The following is a 16,251-nucleotide window of genomic DNA, read 5'->3' as shown; positions in this document are numbered from 1 at the left end:
ACACTTTGTACTTTTGTGCCATGAATGATAATTTTATAAACGAATACTTCGGCATCGGAATACAAAATGGTAAAACGCCAGAAAACTTAGGTGTTTTATGGCGCTCGGCTCAAAACTTGGGGGCTACTTTTATCTTTACTATTGGTAATCGTTATGCCAAACAAGCTTGTGATACTCATGATGCTGTAAAAGCAATTCCGTATTTTCATTACGATACTTTCGAAGCTTTTTTTGATAATTTGCCAAAAGGAGCACGCCTAGTTGGGGTTGAACTATCTGATAAAGCTGTAGATTTAGAAACCTTCGAACATCCTAGACGATGTGTTTATTTATTAGGCGCAGAAGATCATGGTTTACCTAAAAAAGCGATGGAGAAATGCCATCATTTAGTGAAATTTAAATCAGAAAAAAGTTTAAATGTAGCTGTGGCGGGGACTATTGTTATGTATGATAGGAATTTGTCTAAACCCCGTTCTTAATAAAATTTGAGATTTAAATCTGTAAAGCGATTTTATCTCAAAAATAAATAAAATAAAGAGTCAAATTGTTGGTAAAACAGTTTGACTTTTTTTGTTGATATGAATCTAAATTTCACAATCCACTTGTTTAGTGGGAATTATGTAACTCCAAGGAAGAATTATGTAAGTGAAATCTGATTCGATTTTTAACTTTGTCTTTTTCACTAAACCCCAAGACTTATGCTGAAAAATTCAATCTACCATCCTACTTTAATGGTTCTTCCATTTTCCGTTTTGAAAAGCTGTCCAGAATTCAGTAACAACCAGAAAAATAACGTCTTAATTATTGCTGGCGACATCAACGTAAATCCAGCAGCGTTATGAACATCAGAAAACTAACCTCCGTATTCTATTTGTTTTTCCTTTTTTCGACTGCGGTGTATGCACAGGGAGGAGGTCCGCCGCCGCCTGGTCTTCCTGATGATGATCCCGTTCTTCCGATTGATACACATTCTTCTAAGTTACTCGCTGCGGGTCTTATTCTCGGATTTGTTGTCGTGATTACGCGAAGAAAATTTTAATGCATCACATTACTTTAAAAACAGTTTAACTTATAGAAGATATTATGAAAAAACTATTTACGCTGTTTATTCTAACGCTCAGTATCAAAGGATTTCCTCAACTGCATCTGAGTACAAATTCCAGTATTTATGCTAAAAATCAAGTTCTATACGTCGGGCAAAACTTGAATTTAAATGCTAATTCCAATCTTTATTTAAGGAATGATGCCCAGCTGGTTCAGGGCGGAAACACTACTTCAGCCAACACTGGTCTTGGATCATTGTCCGTTTACCAAGAAGGAACATCTGACAATTTTGATTATAACTATTGGTGTTCTCCAGTCGGAACGCCTTCTAGCACTTCGGGAAATACCAGTTTTGGTATCGGTTTGCTCTCACGCCCAGACGGCCCAATCGCTTTTACTCCTGCTACGCTATTGCCTACGGGAAGTTATGACGGAACTGCTAGTCCGCTTGCTATAGCATCTCATTGGATTTATAAACTGATAAATGCCAATAATTATTCCCAATGGATTTCGGTTGGAACAGCTTCTACTATAGCTCCAGGCGAAGGTTTTACCATGAAGGGCACTTCAGGAACCGATATGCTCGATCCAGCTAGTATGGGAGTTCCTAATAATCCGGGCGGTGCTCAGCGTTACGATTTTAGGGGAAAACCAAACAACGGAAATATTACAGTCGCGCTCGGAGCTGGCAGTGCCACGCTGACTGGAAATCCTTATCCTTCGGTTCTGCATCTCAATGCCTTTTTGCGGGACCCTGACAATCTTGCCCTTACGGGAGGAACAGCTTATTTTTGGCAACAGGATCGTACCGTAAATTCGCATTACCTAAGCGCTTACCGCGGAGGTTATGGTTCTTATGCTGCTGTCAACACTACTGCTGAAGGGCTTTATGTTCCGCCAGCTTTTAATGCCTACAATCAGGATGGAACAGTCAATCCCGGTCCAGGAACTGGATCAGGAACAGTACAGCTTCGCCGATATGCTCAAATCGGACAAGGTTTCTTACTTAACGGAACTACTAATGGAAATGTCACTTTCAAAAATGCTCACCGCGTTTTTATCAGGGAAACAACAGGACTATCTCAGTTTGAAAAACAAGCACAGAAACAGCTTGAAACTGAAGAAACAGAAGAAGTTGAACCTCTTTCTTATTTTAGATTAAACACCATAATCAATAACCAGTTTACCAGACAACTTGCTCTTGCCTTTCTCGATGAGGCAACAGACGGACCTGATCTTGGAATAGACGCATTAAACATGACTTTAGACCTGCCCGATGACGTTAATTTCTGGATTGAAGACAAAGCTTATCTTATACAAGGTGTAAATTTTGATGCTTATAAAAAGATTCCTCTTTCTGTAAAAGCATCCAAAGCAAGCACTTTGAAATTTCACGTATCGGAAGCAGTTAATATTGATGCTTCACAATCTGTATATCTCTATGATAAATCTGATGATTCTTATCACGAAATCAGAAATGCATCTTATGAAATACTGGCTGCACCAGGCACTTACACAGACCGTTTTTTTATAGCGTTTACAGATCAGACTCTTGGAGTAGATGAAAATCTTGACGTGCAAAATTTTACAATCTATCAGGACAGCAAACGTAAGAATATCAAAGTTTCCAATCCGCAAACACTCACGGTGAAATCTTTCACTTTATTCGACATGTCAGGAAAAGCGGTGATTTCAAAAAAAGATTTAAATGTGGAGCCTTCTTATAATTTCCCAACTGATGGCTTGTCCGACGGAGTGTATATTGCCGAATTTCTGACAGATGAAAATCAGCGAATCACCAAAAAAGTAATAATCTCCAATAGCGGAAATAAATAAACTGCTGAAGCAAAATAATAAACTAAAAATAAAGCATATGTATACAAGATCTACTTTATCCTACCAGACGATTACCCTGCTGTTTTTTTTCTTACTATCGGCAGTATCACAAGCGCAAATCGGAATCGGAACTATTACTCCAGATGCTACTTCGATACTGGATATCACCTCAACAACACAAGGAATGCTGGCACCGCGAATGACTACAGCGCAACGCACGGCGATTACAACTCCTGCTGAAAGTCTGTTGGTTTTTGATACCACAGATAAGGCTTTTTATTTCTATAATACGCTTACGGCAACTTGGATAAAAATGGCTAACGAAAGTGCTCTTAAAAGAAATAATTACAAACTCGTAAAATCAGCAGCTGATCTGGCTCCTGAACTTGCAGCAGGTGGAGGAACTGCTTACCTTCTTACTAGTAACACTTTGTATGAAATCAACGGAACCATTACTCTTGCACGTCCAATTAATATAAACAATGCTTATGTCGCAGGTCTAGATGCTAACGAAGATATTTTATCCTATACAGGAGGAGCTGTTTTTCAGGGCAATACTGGAGGAAGTTTACGAAACGTTACTTTGAAAGGTGCAAGTGCCTTTGCCATTAATGGCCCTGGAGCCGCAACTGCGTCTTCATTTCTTGTGCAGAACGTTGTGGTTGACGGAATGACCACTAGTGTTGGCACAATATCAGGAATTGGGCTTTATTTTGGCAATATCATTCAGTTTGTCAATAATACAAATGGTATCACGTATTCCAATATCGGAAGCCTTTTGCTTAACAATCAAGCTTGGACGTCGAGCAATAATGGCACTTTTGAAACCTTCACGAACACTTTCGGATTAATTCAGAAAAACAGCGGTTTTAGCACTTTAAACGGTGCAGACGTCGCCATGGACGTAAGTAACGCTTCGCTAGTTGTTGGAACAGGAGTGCTTCTCGGTACAGTTTTCTCAGGCAGCACTACCAATGCGGGAGGATACATTAACCGTTACCCTGCAGCTTCCACATACACAGGATATAATTTTAGTACAGCGTGGACGGTTGATGCTCCAGGCATTCCAAGAGAAGGCGATGCTGATGCTACAGGTGATATTAATCTGGATGCTGCGGTGGGCGCTGGAGTGATCACAACATTCCCTACTGGTACTGGCACAGGAACTAGAATTAAATTAAACGGAACTACCACCTCAAATAATCTATTTCGTTTCTCTAAGGACGGTAATAACAGAATTACTTATAAAGGAAACAAGACTAGATACTTTCAAGTATCAGCTTCCGTTTCTTATCAAGGCTCTGGTACAGATATAACTTTGATTCTATATATCGCCAGAAACGGAGTAGTACTTACCGATACCAAAGTTTACGGAAAACCTTCTACTGGTTTCTTATCCACTGCTGGTATTCTCGCACTTCCAGTTGTAGGCACAGTCCAGCTAAAAACCAACGATTATATTGAAATCTGGGCAGAACGCTATGATGGATCAGGAAATATGTCAACGGTATCTTTAAACCTTAGCGCGAGATAAAATTTTAAAACAGTAAATTTACAAATGCAAAAAGCAGCTGATAAATCTATCAGCTGCTTTTACTTTTATTAATGGTTTTTAATCTGACAATATAATTTTATAACATCAGACTAAAGAACTGTAACATTTCAGCTTTATTTTAAAACTAAATTGTTGCACTATAACAAATTACAATTGAAACCATAAGATTGTCAACTTAAATTTATACTCCAATGAATGAAGCCATAGAACAATTTGAGTCGGAATTAAAAGCATTTTTGGAGTTCCGCTATAATTTATCGGCAGCGCAAGATAGTGCTGAAAGATTCAATGAAACCGAAAAGGCCGCTTTTGCTTTCGTCGATGATTATCTTTTGAAATCTTCTGAACTTATTGCAGGAGATGTGGAAGCTTCTGTTCAGCGTATCCTAAATGAGTTTATTGATTCAAGAATGGAATAAGCTTTTATAACTTTTTATTAGACATTCTCCACCAACTCTGCTAATTTAGCTTTTAAAACCTCTTGACTCTGATGACCGAAATAATGTCCTAAAATAGTAAAATTGTCATCAAAAATAATAAATGATGGCGTACCTCTAAGCTGATTAATCGTGAATGTTTCACCAATAAGAGGAATCTGAGCATAATGCGCTTTTATTTTTTGCTTTAAAATCTGCTGCTCTGTTTCAGAAAAAGAGGTAAAATCAGGAATCGAATTACACATTATATCATAAGATGGAGAATTGAAAAAATCTTCCGATTTGCTCATTCGATCAAAAGTTACTGGAAAATTTAAAGGCTCTGAATAATTGGAAACACCGTAATTTGAATTGTAATACTTTTTTGTCTCTCCCACCAGCGTACCATCAGCTAACAGTAATTTTAAGTTTTCTTCGTTATTAAACTGAAAATCTTCAAAAGCAGTAGCAACTCCAATAAAACCAGCTTTATCTGCAAACAAGCTGCTGATCTCATTCATTATGGGAATTCCGTATATAAAACAACCAGGGCAATTGACCTGAAAAACAAATGCTACATTAACTTTCTGCAATTTGAACTCTCCCTGAACTAAATCCTGAATATTAAGATGAAATTTTGACATCGCTATAATTATTTAGATATGATAAACATTCGATTAAATAAATCATTCATTGCATTTACACTGTAAAAGTATAAAGATATACGCTCTTCATAATGGTCCAGTTTTAACAATTAGATTTCTTTTCTGGCTTACAATCACATCATAATTTCCAATAAAAAAGCCTAAGAAATAGTTTTCTCAGGCTTCATTTTAGAATTTGATTTTCATTATTTCGACAGTTCCGTTTCTGTATGAAGTACACAGAGCCATTTGTTTTCTTTCTTAATCCACACCGAAGTGCAGGCACATTTTGAAGACTGTTCTCCTCCACCATCTTTTCCTAATTCTATTATATAAGCTGTTACGGCATTGTTTTCATCCAGTTGTTGCGAATGGAAATCAGAGAAATTTAAAACCTTTATTTTATCTCCTTCTCCCGACTCAAACATCTTTTTAAAATTGGCTTCATCAATGCTGTGCACGCCATTTTTTCCTGCTACAATGCAAGGAAAACTGGTGAGGTTTCTCACTGTTTCATACTCTTTATTTTCCATTCCTTGCCAATACTTTTTTTCTAATTCCATTATCTGCGTTTCCATATCATCATTTTTAAATTAAACAGTATAGTAAAGTTCAGATTTATATTACAATGCTCTTAGACTTTTAACACAGTTTTAAAATAGTTTAAAATTTAATAGATTCAGCATGAAAATTTAATAAGATTCCTAGTCGCTTGTGTAAGACAGAAACACCATAACAACTGTAATTTAGTTACTTACAAATAAAAGCCATGATAAAAAGAGAGAAAACAAATGACATTCTCTATTTTATTTTAATTTAAAAACATGCAACATGATTACACAGAATAATAAAAACATCGTTTCAAACACAAGGACATGTGATAAAAAATTCCAATCAAAAACTGTCTCATCGAGAACTAACGAAAAAATTGCATCTGAAGCAACTAAAGCTATACGGCTAAATCCATAGCTTTCTAAATTAAATCTTTAGTGCATATTAAAACAATAAAATTATGAAAGACTTTCAAACAAAGGACAATGGCCTTAAAGGAAAAAATGTTGTAATCACAGGAGCAAGCAGCGGTGTCGGTCTTGCAACTGCAGAAGCTTTTGCAAATGAAGGATGCAATGTTGTGCTCGTGGCTCGAGGTCAGAAAGGATTAGATGCTGCAACGGAAAACTGCCGAAGATATCCTATAAAAGCAATCAGCATTTCTGCAGATATGTCAAATGCTGAAGATGTTGAGAAGGTAGCTTTAGAAGCCCTTACTATAAATGGAAAAATTGATATTTGGGTCAATAATGCCGGAGTAATGGCCAGCGGAAAATTTGAAGAAATTCCGATGGAAATCCATCAGCAGGTTATTAAAACCAATCTTTTCGGATATATGCACGGTGCTTATAATGCAATCAAAATTTTCAAAAAACAAAATGAAGGCATTCTGATTAATAATGTATCGATTGGCGGATTTATGCCTGCCCCTTACAGTGCCGTTTATTCAGCAACGAAATACGGAATCAGAGGAATGATGGAATGCCTTCAGGGCGAAATATCCAATCATAAAAATATTCATATCAGCAATCTGTATCCGCAACTGCAGAATTCAACTGGCAATTTGCATTCCGCAAAGTATTCAGGTTTCGACATACAGATTCCTTTTATAGCTTCTGATCCGCGTGATACGGCTGCCGCAATCGTTAATCTGGCTAAAAATCCTAAAAAAGATCATTTTCCAGACCTAAAAGCAGCGACGCTTACCAAAACGTATAAAATGTTTCCTAAAACAGTAATGAATACAGCATCTGCGGCATTGAGGCTAAAAATGAAATTGAACCATAATAAAGAAGAGAATCCTGGAAATGTTCTGGAGAACTCGCAAGAACCGCTTCGCGTTTACGGAAATCCAAATTTAAATAAAACATCTCCTCTTGCTATAACTTTGTTTGCTGGAATAGCCGTCAGCACAGCATTACTTTTTCTAAATAAAAAGTTTTAACTAATTTCAATTACTTTTTTATAGAAACATAAAAAAATACCAGATGCTTCATTTCAAACATCTGGTATTTTTTTAAATATAACACTCTGAAAATTTCAAACCTTATTATCGGTTATCAAACTCTCTTCGGCTGTAAAAAGTATCGTCATTATCATAATTTTCATTAGGATAATAACTTCTTAATACTGCTCTTTCATAATCACGATCAAAACGCTGCTGTGTATTATAACGTCCTGTTCTTCTGAAAGTGTCGTATCCAATTCCGTTTGCCATCACGATTTTTGTATCCTTATTGATATTTACCGATCCGATTGGAATAATCAAATGACTGTCTCCGTCACGATACATAAACTCCCTACCGTTATCATTAGCTATAGTCTCATGAACCTCTTTACGGCTGTCATCCATTAGTGATTTATCTGCCTTTACATCAAGATACACGACACGCTGCATATCTTTATTCACCCAAAGGTTATCTATAGTCCCTATAGTTCGATTATCTGCGTCTACAATTTTCCAACCTCTCACATCTGGATAGTTCGAGGCAATCTTATAATCTGATAGTTCGTCCAGTCTGTATAAATTTCTGTCTTTATTTTCCATGTTAATTTCTTCTTTTATGAATTATATATTCTCACTGAGCGTTGACTGCAAAACATTATTTTGTTTGCGATACTAGTTTAATAGTTACTTGTACTGTCAACCGCTGTAGTGTTTTCGATCTCTGTTCTGTTCGGATCCTGTACATGATCTTCTCTTAAAAAGACATAATATACAAGCGCAGCAATTAGCAATACCGCAATAATCCAAGGCCATACTGGCTTCTTTTTCTCAATTTTAATTTCTGCCATAACTTAATTTTTATATGATTATTAAATTTCATATTAAAGTTACAAAGGCAGATGCAGGATAAAATATTAAATTTCAGGCAGATGTTATACAATTCCCAGTATGAAAAACTAGAAAAATTTTGTTCGAATGATCAAAAACAGAAAACTATTTTCAAAAAGAAGAAATCATTTTTTGAAGGCGGTTAATTGCAAAGCGCAAAATTTATCAGCAATCTATCTCCAGCTTTCCATTTTACTTTTCCTTTAAGAGATTCAAATGGCACATCTTCTCCCAAACAGTCTTTGTTTGATTTGATCTCTATTTCGTCTCCGTTTAGTTTCTCTACTGTAAAAACCTGACTGCTACTTTTAGGGTTTGCAATCAAGTTACAGCTTTTAAGTCGGATGTGTTGTTTTTTAATATAATCTTCCCAAGTCGAAAAATTATATTTAATGCCGTCTTTCTTTATTTTTCTTTTCTCTTTATTAATATAAATGATGAAATAATTGGGGTCTGCATTTATATCTTCGCAGTCAAAATCGAAAGCAGCAAAATCATAGATAGGAATAACTTTTCTGGCTATCACTTTTCCCGGCATTTTAAGCGTAAAGAAAGTCATATCTTCATTTAGTACAATTTCGCCAAAAGTGCTATCGTCTTCATTAAAAAAATCGAGCCTGTCGTTAATATCCATTGTAAAAGAAATTACACCTTTACCTCTCATAATATCTTCAGTATAAGATGCAAAGGTTTCTCCCTGCCAGACTAAAGATTCTTCTTTCGGGCAATCTTCAGCTCTTTGTGAATGTTTTAAAGTATCAGAAACACTCTCATTTATCGCGTCAGTTTCTTTCGTTTCTTCATTTGATTTTTCTTTACAGCTCACCATAAAAATTGCTAGTAAAGAGCAGATAAAATATATTTTTTTCATGTTTTAATTTCTAATTGGATTTGGTCATTACTTATAAAAATCAATAAATTTCTGTTTTTGTTCTTTCAAGTCATTAGAAGCAAAAAAAACTTCATCTACAAGAAGTTCCTTGTTTTCACTGCCACTGCTCTCTTCTATTCCTTTATAAGAAACCATAATTTTATTGTCTTTCTTCACAACAGTAATTTCATTTAATGGTTTTCCTTTAATTTTGTCATGCAGATTATCCATTTCAATGGTATTGAAATATTTATCCTGATACGACATATATATTTTATAACGCAATACATCATCATTGGCAACAGCATAAGAACTTCCATTATAAAAAGCCGTGGCTATTTTAGTCTCTTTGTCTCTAATCATTTCGATATTCACTTTGATATCTTTAAGTAAAGCGGAATCTCCTTTAACAATAAAATCTGGTTCTTGGTGTGAGCAGCTTGCAAACAAAATCAGCAACATTAAAGTACTGGCTTTTTTGATGACGGAGTTTAAATTGAATCGTATTTTCATATTTAAATCAATTGAGTTAACTTTAAATAGCTATAATTGCTACCATTGCGGCTGTTTTTCATTTTGCAGAGCCAATGGCTTAAATACATAATATTCTTTATAATAAGAAGGAAAATTGGAGTCAGCAAAAGTTCCTTTTCCGTGAGTTCCTGCTTTAACAATGATTAAACTGTCATTTTTAACATAGCCATATTTATAAGCAAACTGGCGCCGTTGAACTACTCTGCTCTCTATTACAATTCTGTCTCCACTAAACTTGTAATACGCTTGAAAAAGTGTTCTTTTCTGCTTAACGAAATCCTTACTTATTACATCAGTATAATCCTTTTCTGTTTTTATTTTAAAGGAAGAATCCAATGTCAGATTGCACTGTCCAGTCGGATAAAATTTATAGAAACGATGGTCTTCAGGCTGTTTGAGCTTGCCGCCATCTTCATCTGTCCAAATGGATTTCAACTCATAAACACCATCTGTTCTCAACGAAGTGGAGTTGTCAAGCTTAAAATTTTGATCGTAAAAAGTATAATCTGCTTTTTGATAAATCTCTTTTGCGCAAGAAGAAAATAAAATCAGAACAAATAGAACAACTCCGTAACAGCTGTCACAAAACAGCTTTTGGAATAAGCTAAAATTTATAATCTTGTTTTTCATTAAATCAGCTTTATTAATTAAATATATAAAAATGTTCATCCTTTTCCTATTTTTTTTCAATGAAATACCTCTTTACTAAATTTCAATAACTTATAATGTATTTTAAAATTCATAATTAGTATATAAGAAGCTGTAAATTATATAACAGCATCAAACAAGAATATAAAGAACTCATCGTCAACTATTTATATCTTTATGATTAATTTTCTATATTATGAATACTGCCCCACTACCAGTAATTCCTCATAATGAAGCTGAGCGTCTTGATGCCTTAAAGCGCTATAACATTCTGGACACACTTCCTGATAATGCCTTTGACGATGCTACAGCGCTTGTCTCGTATATTTGTGGAGTTCCTATTGCTTATATTTCTTTTATTGATGAGAGCCGCCAATGGTTCAAATCTGAAATTGGATTGGGCGTCTCTGAAGTCCCACGAGAGATTACTTTTTGCCGATATACGATCATGGATTCAGAACTGGTAGAAATTCCGGATACTCTGCTGAGTGAGCGTTTTAAAGATGATCCCAATGTAACAGGCGGCTTTAAGATTCGCTTTTATGCTGGAGTGCCTCTTACCACTCCTGATGGCTACCATATAGGAGTTTTGTGCGCGGCAGACCACATGCCCAAAAAACTAAATGAGAGCCAGCGAAATGCACTTAAAATCGTGGCTCGACATGTAATCAATACTTTGGAGCTCGGAACGAAGAATAATGAGCTTGCACGCCAGAAAAAAATAGCCGAGCAAGCAGTTGCTGCCAAAGAAAACTTTTTGGCCAACATGAGTCATGAAATCCGTACTCCGTTAAATGCCGTTATCGGTTTTACCGAACTGCTTTCTGGCACTAGACTGGACCAAGAACAGCGCAGCTTTGTGCAGGATGTACAAACCGCTGGAGAAAACCTGTTGCTAATTGTAAATGACATTTTGGATCTTTCTAAAATTGAATCTGGAGGTCTTACTTTAGAATTACAGCCATTTGATTTACCTAAAGCCCTAAGACATGTCTACGATTTGCTTAAAGTAAAGGTAACCGAAGGGGTCGAATTTAATCTGTACTTAGATGCAGATCTGCCAGTAATGATTGCTGGAGACCAAGGAAGGCTCAATCAGATACTCGTCAATTTAGCTGGGAACGCATTGAAATTTACAACTGAAGGCGAAGTGACCATTTCCGTAAAAAAAACGGGAGAAACCGCTGATAACTATCTGATTCGCTTCTCGGTGAAAGACACAGGAATTGGCATACCCGAAGAATATTTAGACACTATTTTTGAGCGTTTTACGCAAGCAGAAGAAAGTACGACCCGAAAATTTGGAGGTACAGGACTTGGACTCAGCATTGTAAAACAGCTTACAGAACTTCACGATTCGGAAATCGAGGTTAAAAGCCGCGAAGGCCGTGGATCGGAATTTTTCTTTACTATTGCCTATAAAAAAGCATCAAACGAGAACGTACAAGCAGAAATTAAACCTGTCAATGATCTTGGAAAACTTAGTATTCTGCTCTGCGAGGACAATCGTCTGAATCAAAAACTAGCTCAGAATGTAATTGAAGGTTTCGGATTTGAAATCGATACTGCCGAAAATGGCGATCAGGGTATTGAAATGCTTTCGAACAAAAAATATGATCTGGTGCTAATGGATTTACAGATGCCAGTACGCGACGGTTATCAGACAACAGAATTTATTCGTAGAGAAATGAACAATGCTATTCCGATCATCGCTATGACGGCACATTCTCTTGCTGGTGAACAAGATCGCTGTTTTAATGCGGGAATGGATGGTTATGTGCCGAAACCTTTTAAACAGTATGAACTTTTGGAGGCTATTAAAACGGTTATTAGAAAAGAACGCCGTCCGATGCGCCGCCCAAAAGCTGATTTATCACAAATAGAACAAACCGACCGCCAGAAACCAGGCTGGAAAAAAGAGGTTACTTCTCAATTCATAGAAAAAGCGCCTTCAGAACTCGAAGAACTCCAAAACGCTGTAAAGCGCGCTGACTATAATGCCGTACTCCAAACTGCAGAACAGCTACAGCTTTGGCTGCATCTTTTTCTTTTAGAAGGATTAAGCATGGATCTTAAAGCCATCGAAAGGGAAGCTATTGCCAGAAAGTTCACAGCTGCAACGGCAGATCATTTGGATATTATATACTGTAGCGTTCATGAAATAATTAAGGATCTTCAAAAAGAGAATTATTAATTGTAAACCAAACGATTTATTTACTCTTTTTCTTCCTCCCAAGCCAAATCAACAGCCCCGTAATGGGAAGTGTAAGAGCAAAAAGACAAACTAAGAATGCTAGAATTTTGGTTGGATAACCATAAATGCTTCCAGTATGAATTGGATAAATCAAACGTCTTACTTTATCTCCATTGCTAAAGGATTCATAAGGTCTCGTTTCTACAATTTCGCCTGTATATTTATCAAAATAAGCAAGACTGGAAATATTTGGTATTTCTTTTTCAAGATTCATTTTGATCACCAAAATACTATTTATAGTGTCCGATGGTATTCTGATTTGGGTGTCTCCTTTGTATTTAAAAACACTGTCTGTCTTAGAGAATATGCTTTGATAGAAAAATGTTTTATCACCTTCTGGATCAATTTTAGTTGGGTTTTCAACTTTCGCAGATTTTTTATTCGTTGTTCCGTCGGCCAATAAATAAACTCCGTCTTCAACCCAATCGTACGACCAGGTTAAACCCGTTAGCGAAATGATTAACAGAACCAAAAAAGTATAAAAACCAAAAGTGGAGTGAAAATCCCAGTTTACTCTTTTGAATGATGCTCCCCATTTTACCGTTAATCTTTGTTTTAGGTTTTTAATTTTCTTTGGCCACCATAAAAAAAGTCCCGACAAAAGCATAAAAACGAAAATAAGACAGCTAATTCCTGTGACAGCTTGTCCAAAATCGCCTAAAACCAAATGGCGGTGCAAATCAAGCACAATAGAAAAAAAACGTCTTTCTGCAGGAATAGAAGCTAGGACTTTACCAGTGTAGGGATCAATAGAAAAAAGCTGTTTTTTCTTGTCCAAATCAGTTGCGGAAATCAGTAAAGTTCTTTCTGGATCATAAAAAGAATGAACCCTATCAATTTTCTTAAGGTGAAAATCTTCTTTCACATCAGAAATAATTCCGTCTACTGGCATTTTTTCCTCGCCTATGCTAGCAACTTTATAAAATACGGGATTAAAAAACTCATCCAGTTCATCTTCAAAAACCAATATGCTTCCTGTAAGGGCAACTATAAAAACAATTAGCCCGGACGCAAGTCCGAGCCAAAGGTGCAATAAGCCAATATTCTTTTTAAGCGTTTTGTTCATTTATTATATTGTTTTCAAATAATACAAAGCTTCTAAAAATGATCTTTTTGAAATTCTTAAAATTTATAACGCAGGTTTAAACTTGTCGTCATACCGCTACCCATTACATAATCTGCATTTACAGCGCGATATTGACTTAAAGTTGAATAATAACTGTTGTTTAATAAGTTTTCAACTCCTAAGTTTACCGACCAGTTTTTATTAAATGCATAACTTCCGGCAAAATTAATCAAATTCACTGTCGAAATAGGCCCTTCACTATTATTGTATTTTCCATTCGCGTTTGGTTCAAAACGATCGCGACAGCCCGTATTTACCCAAGATAGTTGCAAAAACCAGTCAGAGCCAGGTTTGTAATTGATGAACGCCGTTGCTTTCGGAGGAGCAATACGAGATCCGTTTAAGTACACTTCGCTTCCGTCATCAAATTCTGCTTTTCCGTCTACATAAGAATAACTTCCTCCAACATTCAATTTATCAGAGAATCTGTAATCTAACGTTATTTCATATCCTTTAATTTCTTCAGGTTCGCGCTGTGCCACCAAACGGCCGTCAATTTCAATTAAATTAGCACCTAATTTTGAAGTGCTAATATAATAAGCTGCCGTTAAATTAAAATTGTAAAACTTACTAGAAAAACCAACTTCATAATTATTGGTAATAATTGGATCTGTAGCTAAACTTGCTATTGTGCTTTCTTCGGCACTTCTTAAAATCCTTCCCAATTCATTTATGGCAAATGCCTGAGAAAAACTTACGAATGGATTAAAAATTTCATACTTATTAAAACGAAGACCAGCATTAAACATCGTAGCATTATATGGAATTTTGCCTCCTTCTACAAAAATACTTCCTTGGTTTCCTGGTCCAGAAGCAATTGTATTATAATCATCAACACGAACTGTTGCATTTTCATAACGTAATCCTCCTTTAAAAATTAAGTTTTCTAAAACATCCACTTTTAATTGTGCATAAGGAGCAATGTTTAACATGTCCATTTTCGGGATATAAACACGTCCGTCTACTAAATCCTGAAAAGTAACATCATTTAAAACGTCAATACCATAAGTAATTTCAGTAGGCATTGAACCAATTTTAAAAGGCGTATTCAAGTTAATTCGCGTTCCATTTTTATTAGAATTAATCATGGTTTGGCCCGGACCGTACCAAGCTGTTCCAGACGGCACATAACGATTCATCGATTGAAAAGAATTCAAATAAGCAGACACATCCAATTGTGTGGTGTTAAATAAATTATTTTTCGAAAAAGTAAACATGAAGTTATGATTGAAAGGCGTTCCTGCACTTTTACCAGGCTCTGTACCTCTCACACCAATTGTCGGAGTCTGACCGTATACTCCCGTTTGGCTAATATATTTAGCATCTTGGGTACTGCTATAGAAATTGTAAACTACGTTAAAACTAGTATGCTCATCCATGTCATATCCTAATTTCACAAAAGCATTAGACTGGGATGAATTTGACAAACCATCTGTCTGTCCTAACGGTTTTCCGTCAGCATCTCTTTGAAGACCTGTGTAATCAAAAGCTCCTCCAATAACATAGCTAAACTTGTTTTTTCTACCATTAAAAAATTGCGATACACGGTAACCAAAAGTTTCTTTGCTATGAATCGGATTAAAAGTGGCTCCTACTGTAGTTATTCCTTGAAAACTGTCAACCAACGGACTTTTCTTGGTAATATAGTTGATGATACCTCCTCCAGAACCATTTCCGTAAATAGAAGTAGCTCCTTTAATAACCTCAATACGTTCGATTGCGTTGGCATCGACCACACGGATATCACGAGCTCCATTCATTAAAGGTGTCGATTGCGGAATTCCGTCAATTAAAACCAAAACTTGTCGCCCTCTTAAAGTTTGACCTGAGTTGGTTGCTTTATTTGTTGAAACACCAAGACCAGGAATAACATTTCCTAGAATAGACGATAAATTGGTATTAATACTGCTTTGAACCTGAATTTCTTTTTGGCTCATAATAGTGATCGAAGAAGGAACTGTAGCAATATTCTCTTGCTTTCTTCCCGCTGTAACCACCACTTCATGCAGTTCATTTTCGCTAACTAAAACAATAGAAATTTCATTTTTTTCATCCAGATTAGAAAAAACATAAGAAAGTGGCTGATATTCTGGAGAAGAAATTAAAACCGTTCTATCTTCTATATCTTGAACTGAGATCGAAACCTGACCAGCTTTATTGGTCGTTCCGATAATTTTATTGCCTGAAGAAACTGAGGCGTTTGAAATGAGACTTTTTGATTCGTTTTCAACCTTTAATCGAAGTGTTTGTGCTTGTAAATTGACGGCTAAAAAAAAGAAAATGATTAGGGTAATTGGGCGTTTAAAATTCATTTTTATGGTTTTGAAAAAAATATGCGGTATTTATTCTTATTTAGATTAATTCTTGACAAAAGTAAACATTCTAAATTGTTTCACAAATAATTAAGATTTTAAAGTGAATATCTTTCCTTTTGTT

Annotated in this window: 17 protein-coding genes; 8 read left to right on the top strand and 9 right to left on the bottom strand. The window is 35.9% G+C overall.

Going from position 1 to position 16,251, the window contains the following annotated elements:
• The first annotated feature begins 20 nt into the window (after nt 1–20).
• The 6 genes from ACWA1F_RS21170 (at nt 21) to ACWA1F_RS21145 (ending at nt 4,854) form a co-directional block, all read left to right on the top strand.
• Nucleotides 21–479 (top strand): RNA methyltransferase, encoded by a 459-nt coding sequence (locus tag ACWA1F_RS21170; protein WP_456896680.1) that lies wholly within the window; start codon nt 21–23, stop codon nt 477–479.
• A 219-nt stretch (nt 480–698) separates the two neighbouring features.
• Nucleotides 699–842 (top strand): hypothetical protein, encoded by a 144-nt coding sequence (locus tag ACWA1F_RS21165; protein ID WP_456896678.1) that lies wholly within the window; start codon nt 699–701, stop codon nt 840–842.
• A 29-nt stretch (nt 843–871) separates the two neighbouring features.
• Nucleotides 872–1,039, top strand: coding sequence for a hypothetical protein (locus ACWA1F_RS21160; RefSeq protein ID WP_306156340.1), 168 nt, complete (start codon nt 872–874; stop codon nt 1,037–1,039).
• A 44-nt stretch (nt 1,040–1,083) separates the two neighbouring features.
• A complete protein-coding gene (locus ACWA1F_RS21155; RefSeq protein ID WP_456896676.1) occupies nt 1,084–2,880 on the top strand; it encodes a T9SS type A sorting domain-containing protein in 1,797 nt (598 codons plus the stop codon).
• A gap of 37 nt (nt 2,881–2,917) precedes the next feature.
• Nucleotides 2,918–4,414: an autotransporter outer membrane beta-barrel domain-containing protein gene (locus tag ACWA1F_RS21150; protein WP_456896674.1), complete on the top strand. Its 1,497-nt coding sequence runs from the start codon at nt 2,918–2,920 to the stop codon at nt 4,412–4,414.
• A gap of 212 nt (nt 4,415–4,626) precedes the next feature.
• Nucleotides 4,627–4,854, top strand: a complete 228-nt coding sequence (locus ACWA1F_RS21145) for a hypothetical protein (protein ID WP_306156337.1) — start codon at nt 4,627–4,629, stop codon at nt 4,852–4,854.
• Nucleotides 4,855–4,871: 17 nt separating this feature from the next.
• Here the strand turns inward: ACWA1F_RS21145 and ACWA1F_RS21140 are convergent, their stop codons facing one another.
• Both ACWA1F_RS21140 and ACWA1F_RS21135 read right to left on the bottom strand, forming a co-directional pair.
• Entirely contained in the window at nt 4,872–5,495 is a 624-nt protein-coding gene (locus ACWA1F_RS21140) for a hypothetical protein (protein WP_456896671.1), read from the bottom strand.
• 206 nt (nt 5,496–5,701) lie between these two features.
• Nucleotides 5,702–6,073: a nuclear transport factor 2 family protein gene (locus ACWA1F_RS21135; protein WP_456896669.1), complete on the bottom strand. Its 372-nt coding sequence runs from the start codon at nt 6,071–6,073 to the stop codon at nt 5,702–5,704.
• 434 nt (nt 6,074–6,507) lie between these two features.
• Between ACWA1F_RS21135 and ACWA1F_RS21130 the strand changes: the two genes are divergently transcribed.
• Complete coding sequence (locus tag ACWA1F_RS21130) at nt 6,508–7,491, top strand: SDR family NAD(P)-dependent oxidoreductase (RefSeq protein ID WP_456896667.1); 984 nt, start codon at nt 6,508–6,510, stop codon at nt 7,489–7,491.
• Between the two features lie 105 nt (nt 7,492–7,596).
• Here the strand turns inward: ACWA1F_RS21130 and ACWA1F_RS21125 are convergent, their stop codons facing one another.
• The 5 genes from ACWA1F_RS21125 to ACWA1F_RS21105 all read right to left on the bottom strand — a co-directional run bounded on the left by ACWA1F_RS21125 (nt 7,597) and on the right by ACWA1F_RS21105 (nt 10,417).
• On the bottom strand, nt 7,597–8,094 hold the full coding sequence (locus ACWA1F_RS21125) for a PRC-barrel domain-containing protein (protein WP_306156333.1): 498 nt from the start codon (nt 8,092–8,094) through the stop codon (nt 7,597–7,599).
• A gap of 77 nt (nt 8,095–8,171) precedes the next feature.
• A complete protein-coding gene (locus tag ACWA1F_RS21120) occupies nt 8,172–8,342 on the bottom strand; it encodes a hypothetical protein (RefSeq protein WP_456896665.1) in 171 nt (56 codons plus the stop codon).
• A 182-nt stretch (nt 8,343–8,524) separates the two neighbouring features.
• Nucleotides 8,525–9,253, bottom strand: a complete 729-nt coding sequence (locus tag ACWA1F_RS21115; RefSeq protein ID WP_456896664.1) for a hypothetical protein — start codon at nt 9,251–9,253, stop codon at nt 8,525–8,527.
• 27 nt (nt 9,254–9,280) lie between these two features.
• Nucleotides 9,281–9,766, bottom strand: coding sequence for a hypothetical protein (locus tag ACWA1F_RS21110; protein WP_456896662.1), 486 nt, complete (start codon nt 9,764–9,766; stop codon nt 9,281–9,283).
• A gap of 39 nt (nt 9,767–9,805) precedes the next feature.
• Nucleotides 9,806–10,417, bottom strand: a complete 612-nt coding sequence (locus tag ACWA1F_RS21105) for a hypothetical protein (RefSeq protein WP_456896660.1) — start codon at nt 10,415–10,417, stop codon at nt 9,806–9,808.
• Between the two features lie 214 nt (nt 10,418–10,631).
• Between ACWA1F_RS21105 and ACWA1F_RS21100 the strand changes: the two genes are divergently transcribed.
• Complete coding sequence (locus ACWA1F_RS21100) at nt 10,632–12,629, top strand: GAF domain-containing hybrid sensor histidine kinase/response regulator (RefSeq protein ID WP_456896658.1); 1,998 nt, start codon at nt 10,632–10,634, stop codon at nt 12,627–12,629.
• Between the two features lie 16 nt (nt 12,630–12,645).
• Here the strand turns inward: ACWA1F_RS21100 and ACWA1F_RS21095 are convergent, their stop codons facing one another.
• Both ACWA1F_RS21095 and ACWA1F_RS21090 read right to left on the bottom strand, forming a co-directional pair.
• Nucleotides 12,646–13,755, bottom strand: coding sequence for a PepSY-associated TM helix domain-containing protein (locus tag ACWA1F_RS21095; RefSeq protein WP_456896656.1), 1,110 nt, complete (start codon nt 13,753–13,755; stop codon nt 12,646–12,648).
• 56 nt (nt 13,756–13,811) lie between these two features.
• Nucleotides 13,812–16,127 carry a TonB-dependent receptor gene (locus ACWA1F_RS21090; RefSeq protein WP_456896654.1) on the bottom strand — a complete coding sequence of 772 codons (2,316 nt, stop codon included), beginning with the start codon at nt 16,125–16,127 and terminating at the stop codon, nt 13,812–13,814.
• Nucleotides 16,128–16,251: the final 124 nt, after the last annotated feature.

It is taken from the genome of Flavobacterium erigeronis (assembly GCF_054075165.1).
Note: the sequence above shows the minus strand (reverse complement) of the source record. Positions and strands in the feature narration are given on the sequence as shown.

Coding starts and splice junctions, on each gene's coding strand:
- ACWA1F_RS21170 (WP_456896680.1), top strand. CDS start 21: ATGAATGATAATTTTATAAACGAATACTTCGGCATCGGAATACAAAAT.
- ACWA1F_RS21165 (WP_456896678.1), top strand. CDS start 699: ATGCTGAAAAATTCAATCTACCATCCTACTTTAATGGTTCTTCCATTT.
- ACWA1F_RS21155 (WP_456896676.1), top strand. CDS start 1,084: ATGAAAAAACTATTTACGCTGTTTATTCTAACGCTCAGTATCAAAGGA.
- ACWA1F_RS21150 (WP_456896674.1), top strand. CDS start 2,918: ATGTATACAAGATCTACTTTATCCTACCAGACGATTACCCTGCTGTTT.
- ACWA1F_RS21145 (WP_306156337.1), top strand. CDS start 4,627: ATGAATGAAGCCATAGAACAATTTGAGTCGGAATTAAAAGCATTTTTG.
- ACWA1F_RS21140 (WP_456896671.1), bottom strand. CDS start 5,495: ATGTCAAAATTTCATCTTAATATTCAGGATTTAGTTCAGGGAGAGTTC.
- ACWA1F_RS21135 (WP_456896669.1), bottom strand. CDS start 6,073: ATGGAAACGCAGATAATGGAATTAGAAAAAAAGTATTGGCAAGGAATG.
- ACWA1F_RS21130 (WP_456896667.1), top strand. CDS start 6,508: ATGAAAGACTTTCAAACAAAGGACAATGGCCTTAAAGGAAAAAATGTT.
- ACWA1F_RS21125 (WP_306156333.1), bottom strand. CDS start 8,094: ATGGAAAATAAAGACAGAAATTTATACAGACTGGACGAACTATCAGAT.
- ACWA1F_RS21120 (WP_456896665.1), bottom strand. CDS start 8,342: ATGGCAGAAATTAAAATTGAGAAAAAGAAGCCAGTATGGCCTTGGATT.
- ACWA1F_RS21115 (WP_456896664.1), bottom strand. CDS start 9,253: ATGAAAAAAATATATTTTATCTGCTCTTTACTAGCAATTTTTATGGTG.
- ACWA1F_RS21110 (WP_456896662.1), bottom strand. CDS start 9,766: ATGAAAATACGATTCAATTTAAACTCCGTCATCAAAAAAGCCAGTACT.
- ACWA1F_RS21105 (WP_456896660.1), bottom strand. CDS start 10,417: ATGAAAAACAAGATTATAAATTTTAGCTTATTCCAAAAGCTGTTTTGT.
- ACWA1F_RS21100 (WP_456896658.1), top strand. CDS start 10,632: ATGAATACTGCCCCACTACCAGTAATTCCTCATAATGAAGCTGAGCGT.
- ACWA1F_RS21095 (WP_456896656.1), bottom strand. CDS start 13,755: ATGAACAAAACGCTTAAAAAGAATATTGGCTTATTGCACCTTTGGCTC.
- ACWA1F_RS21090 (WP_456896654.1), bottom strand. CDS start 16,127: ATGAATTTTAAACGCCCAATTACCCTAATCATTTTCTTTTTTTTAGCC.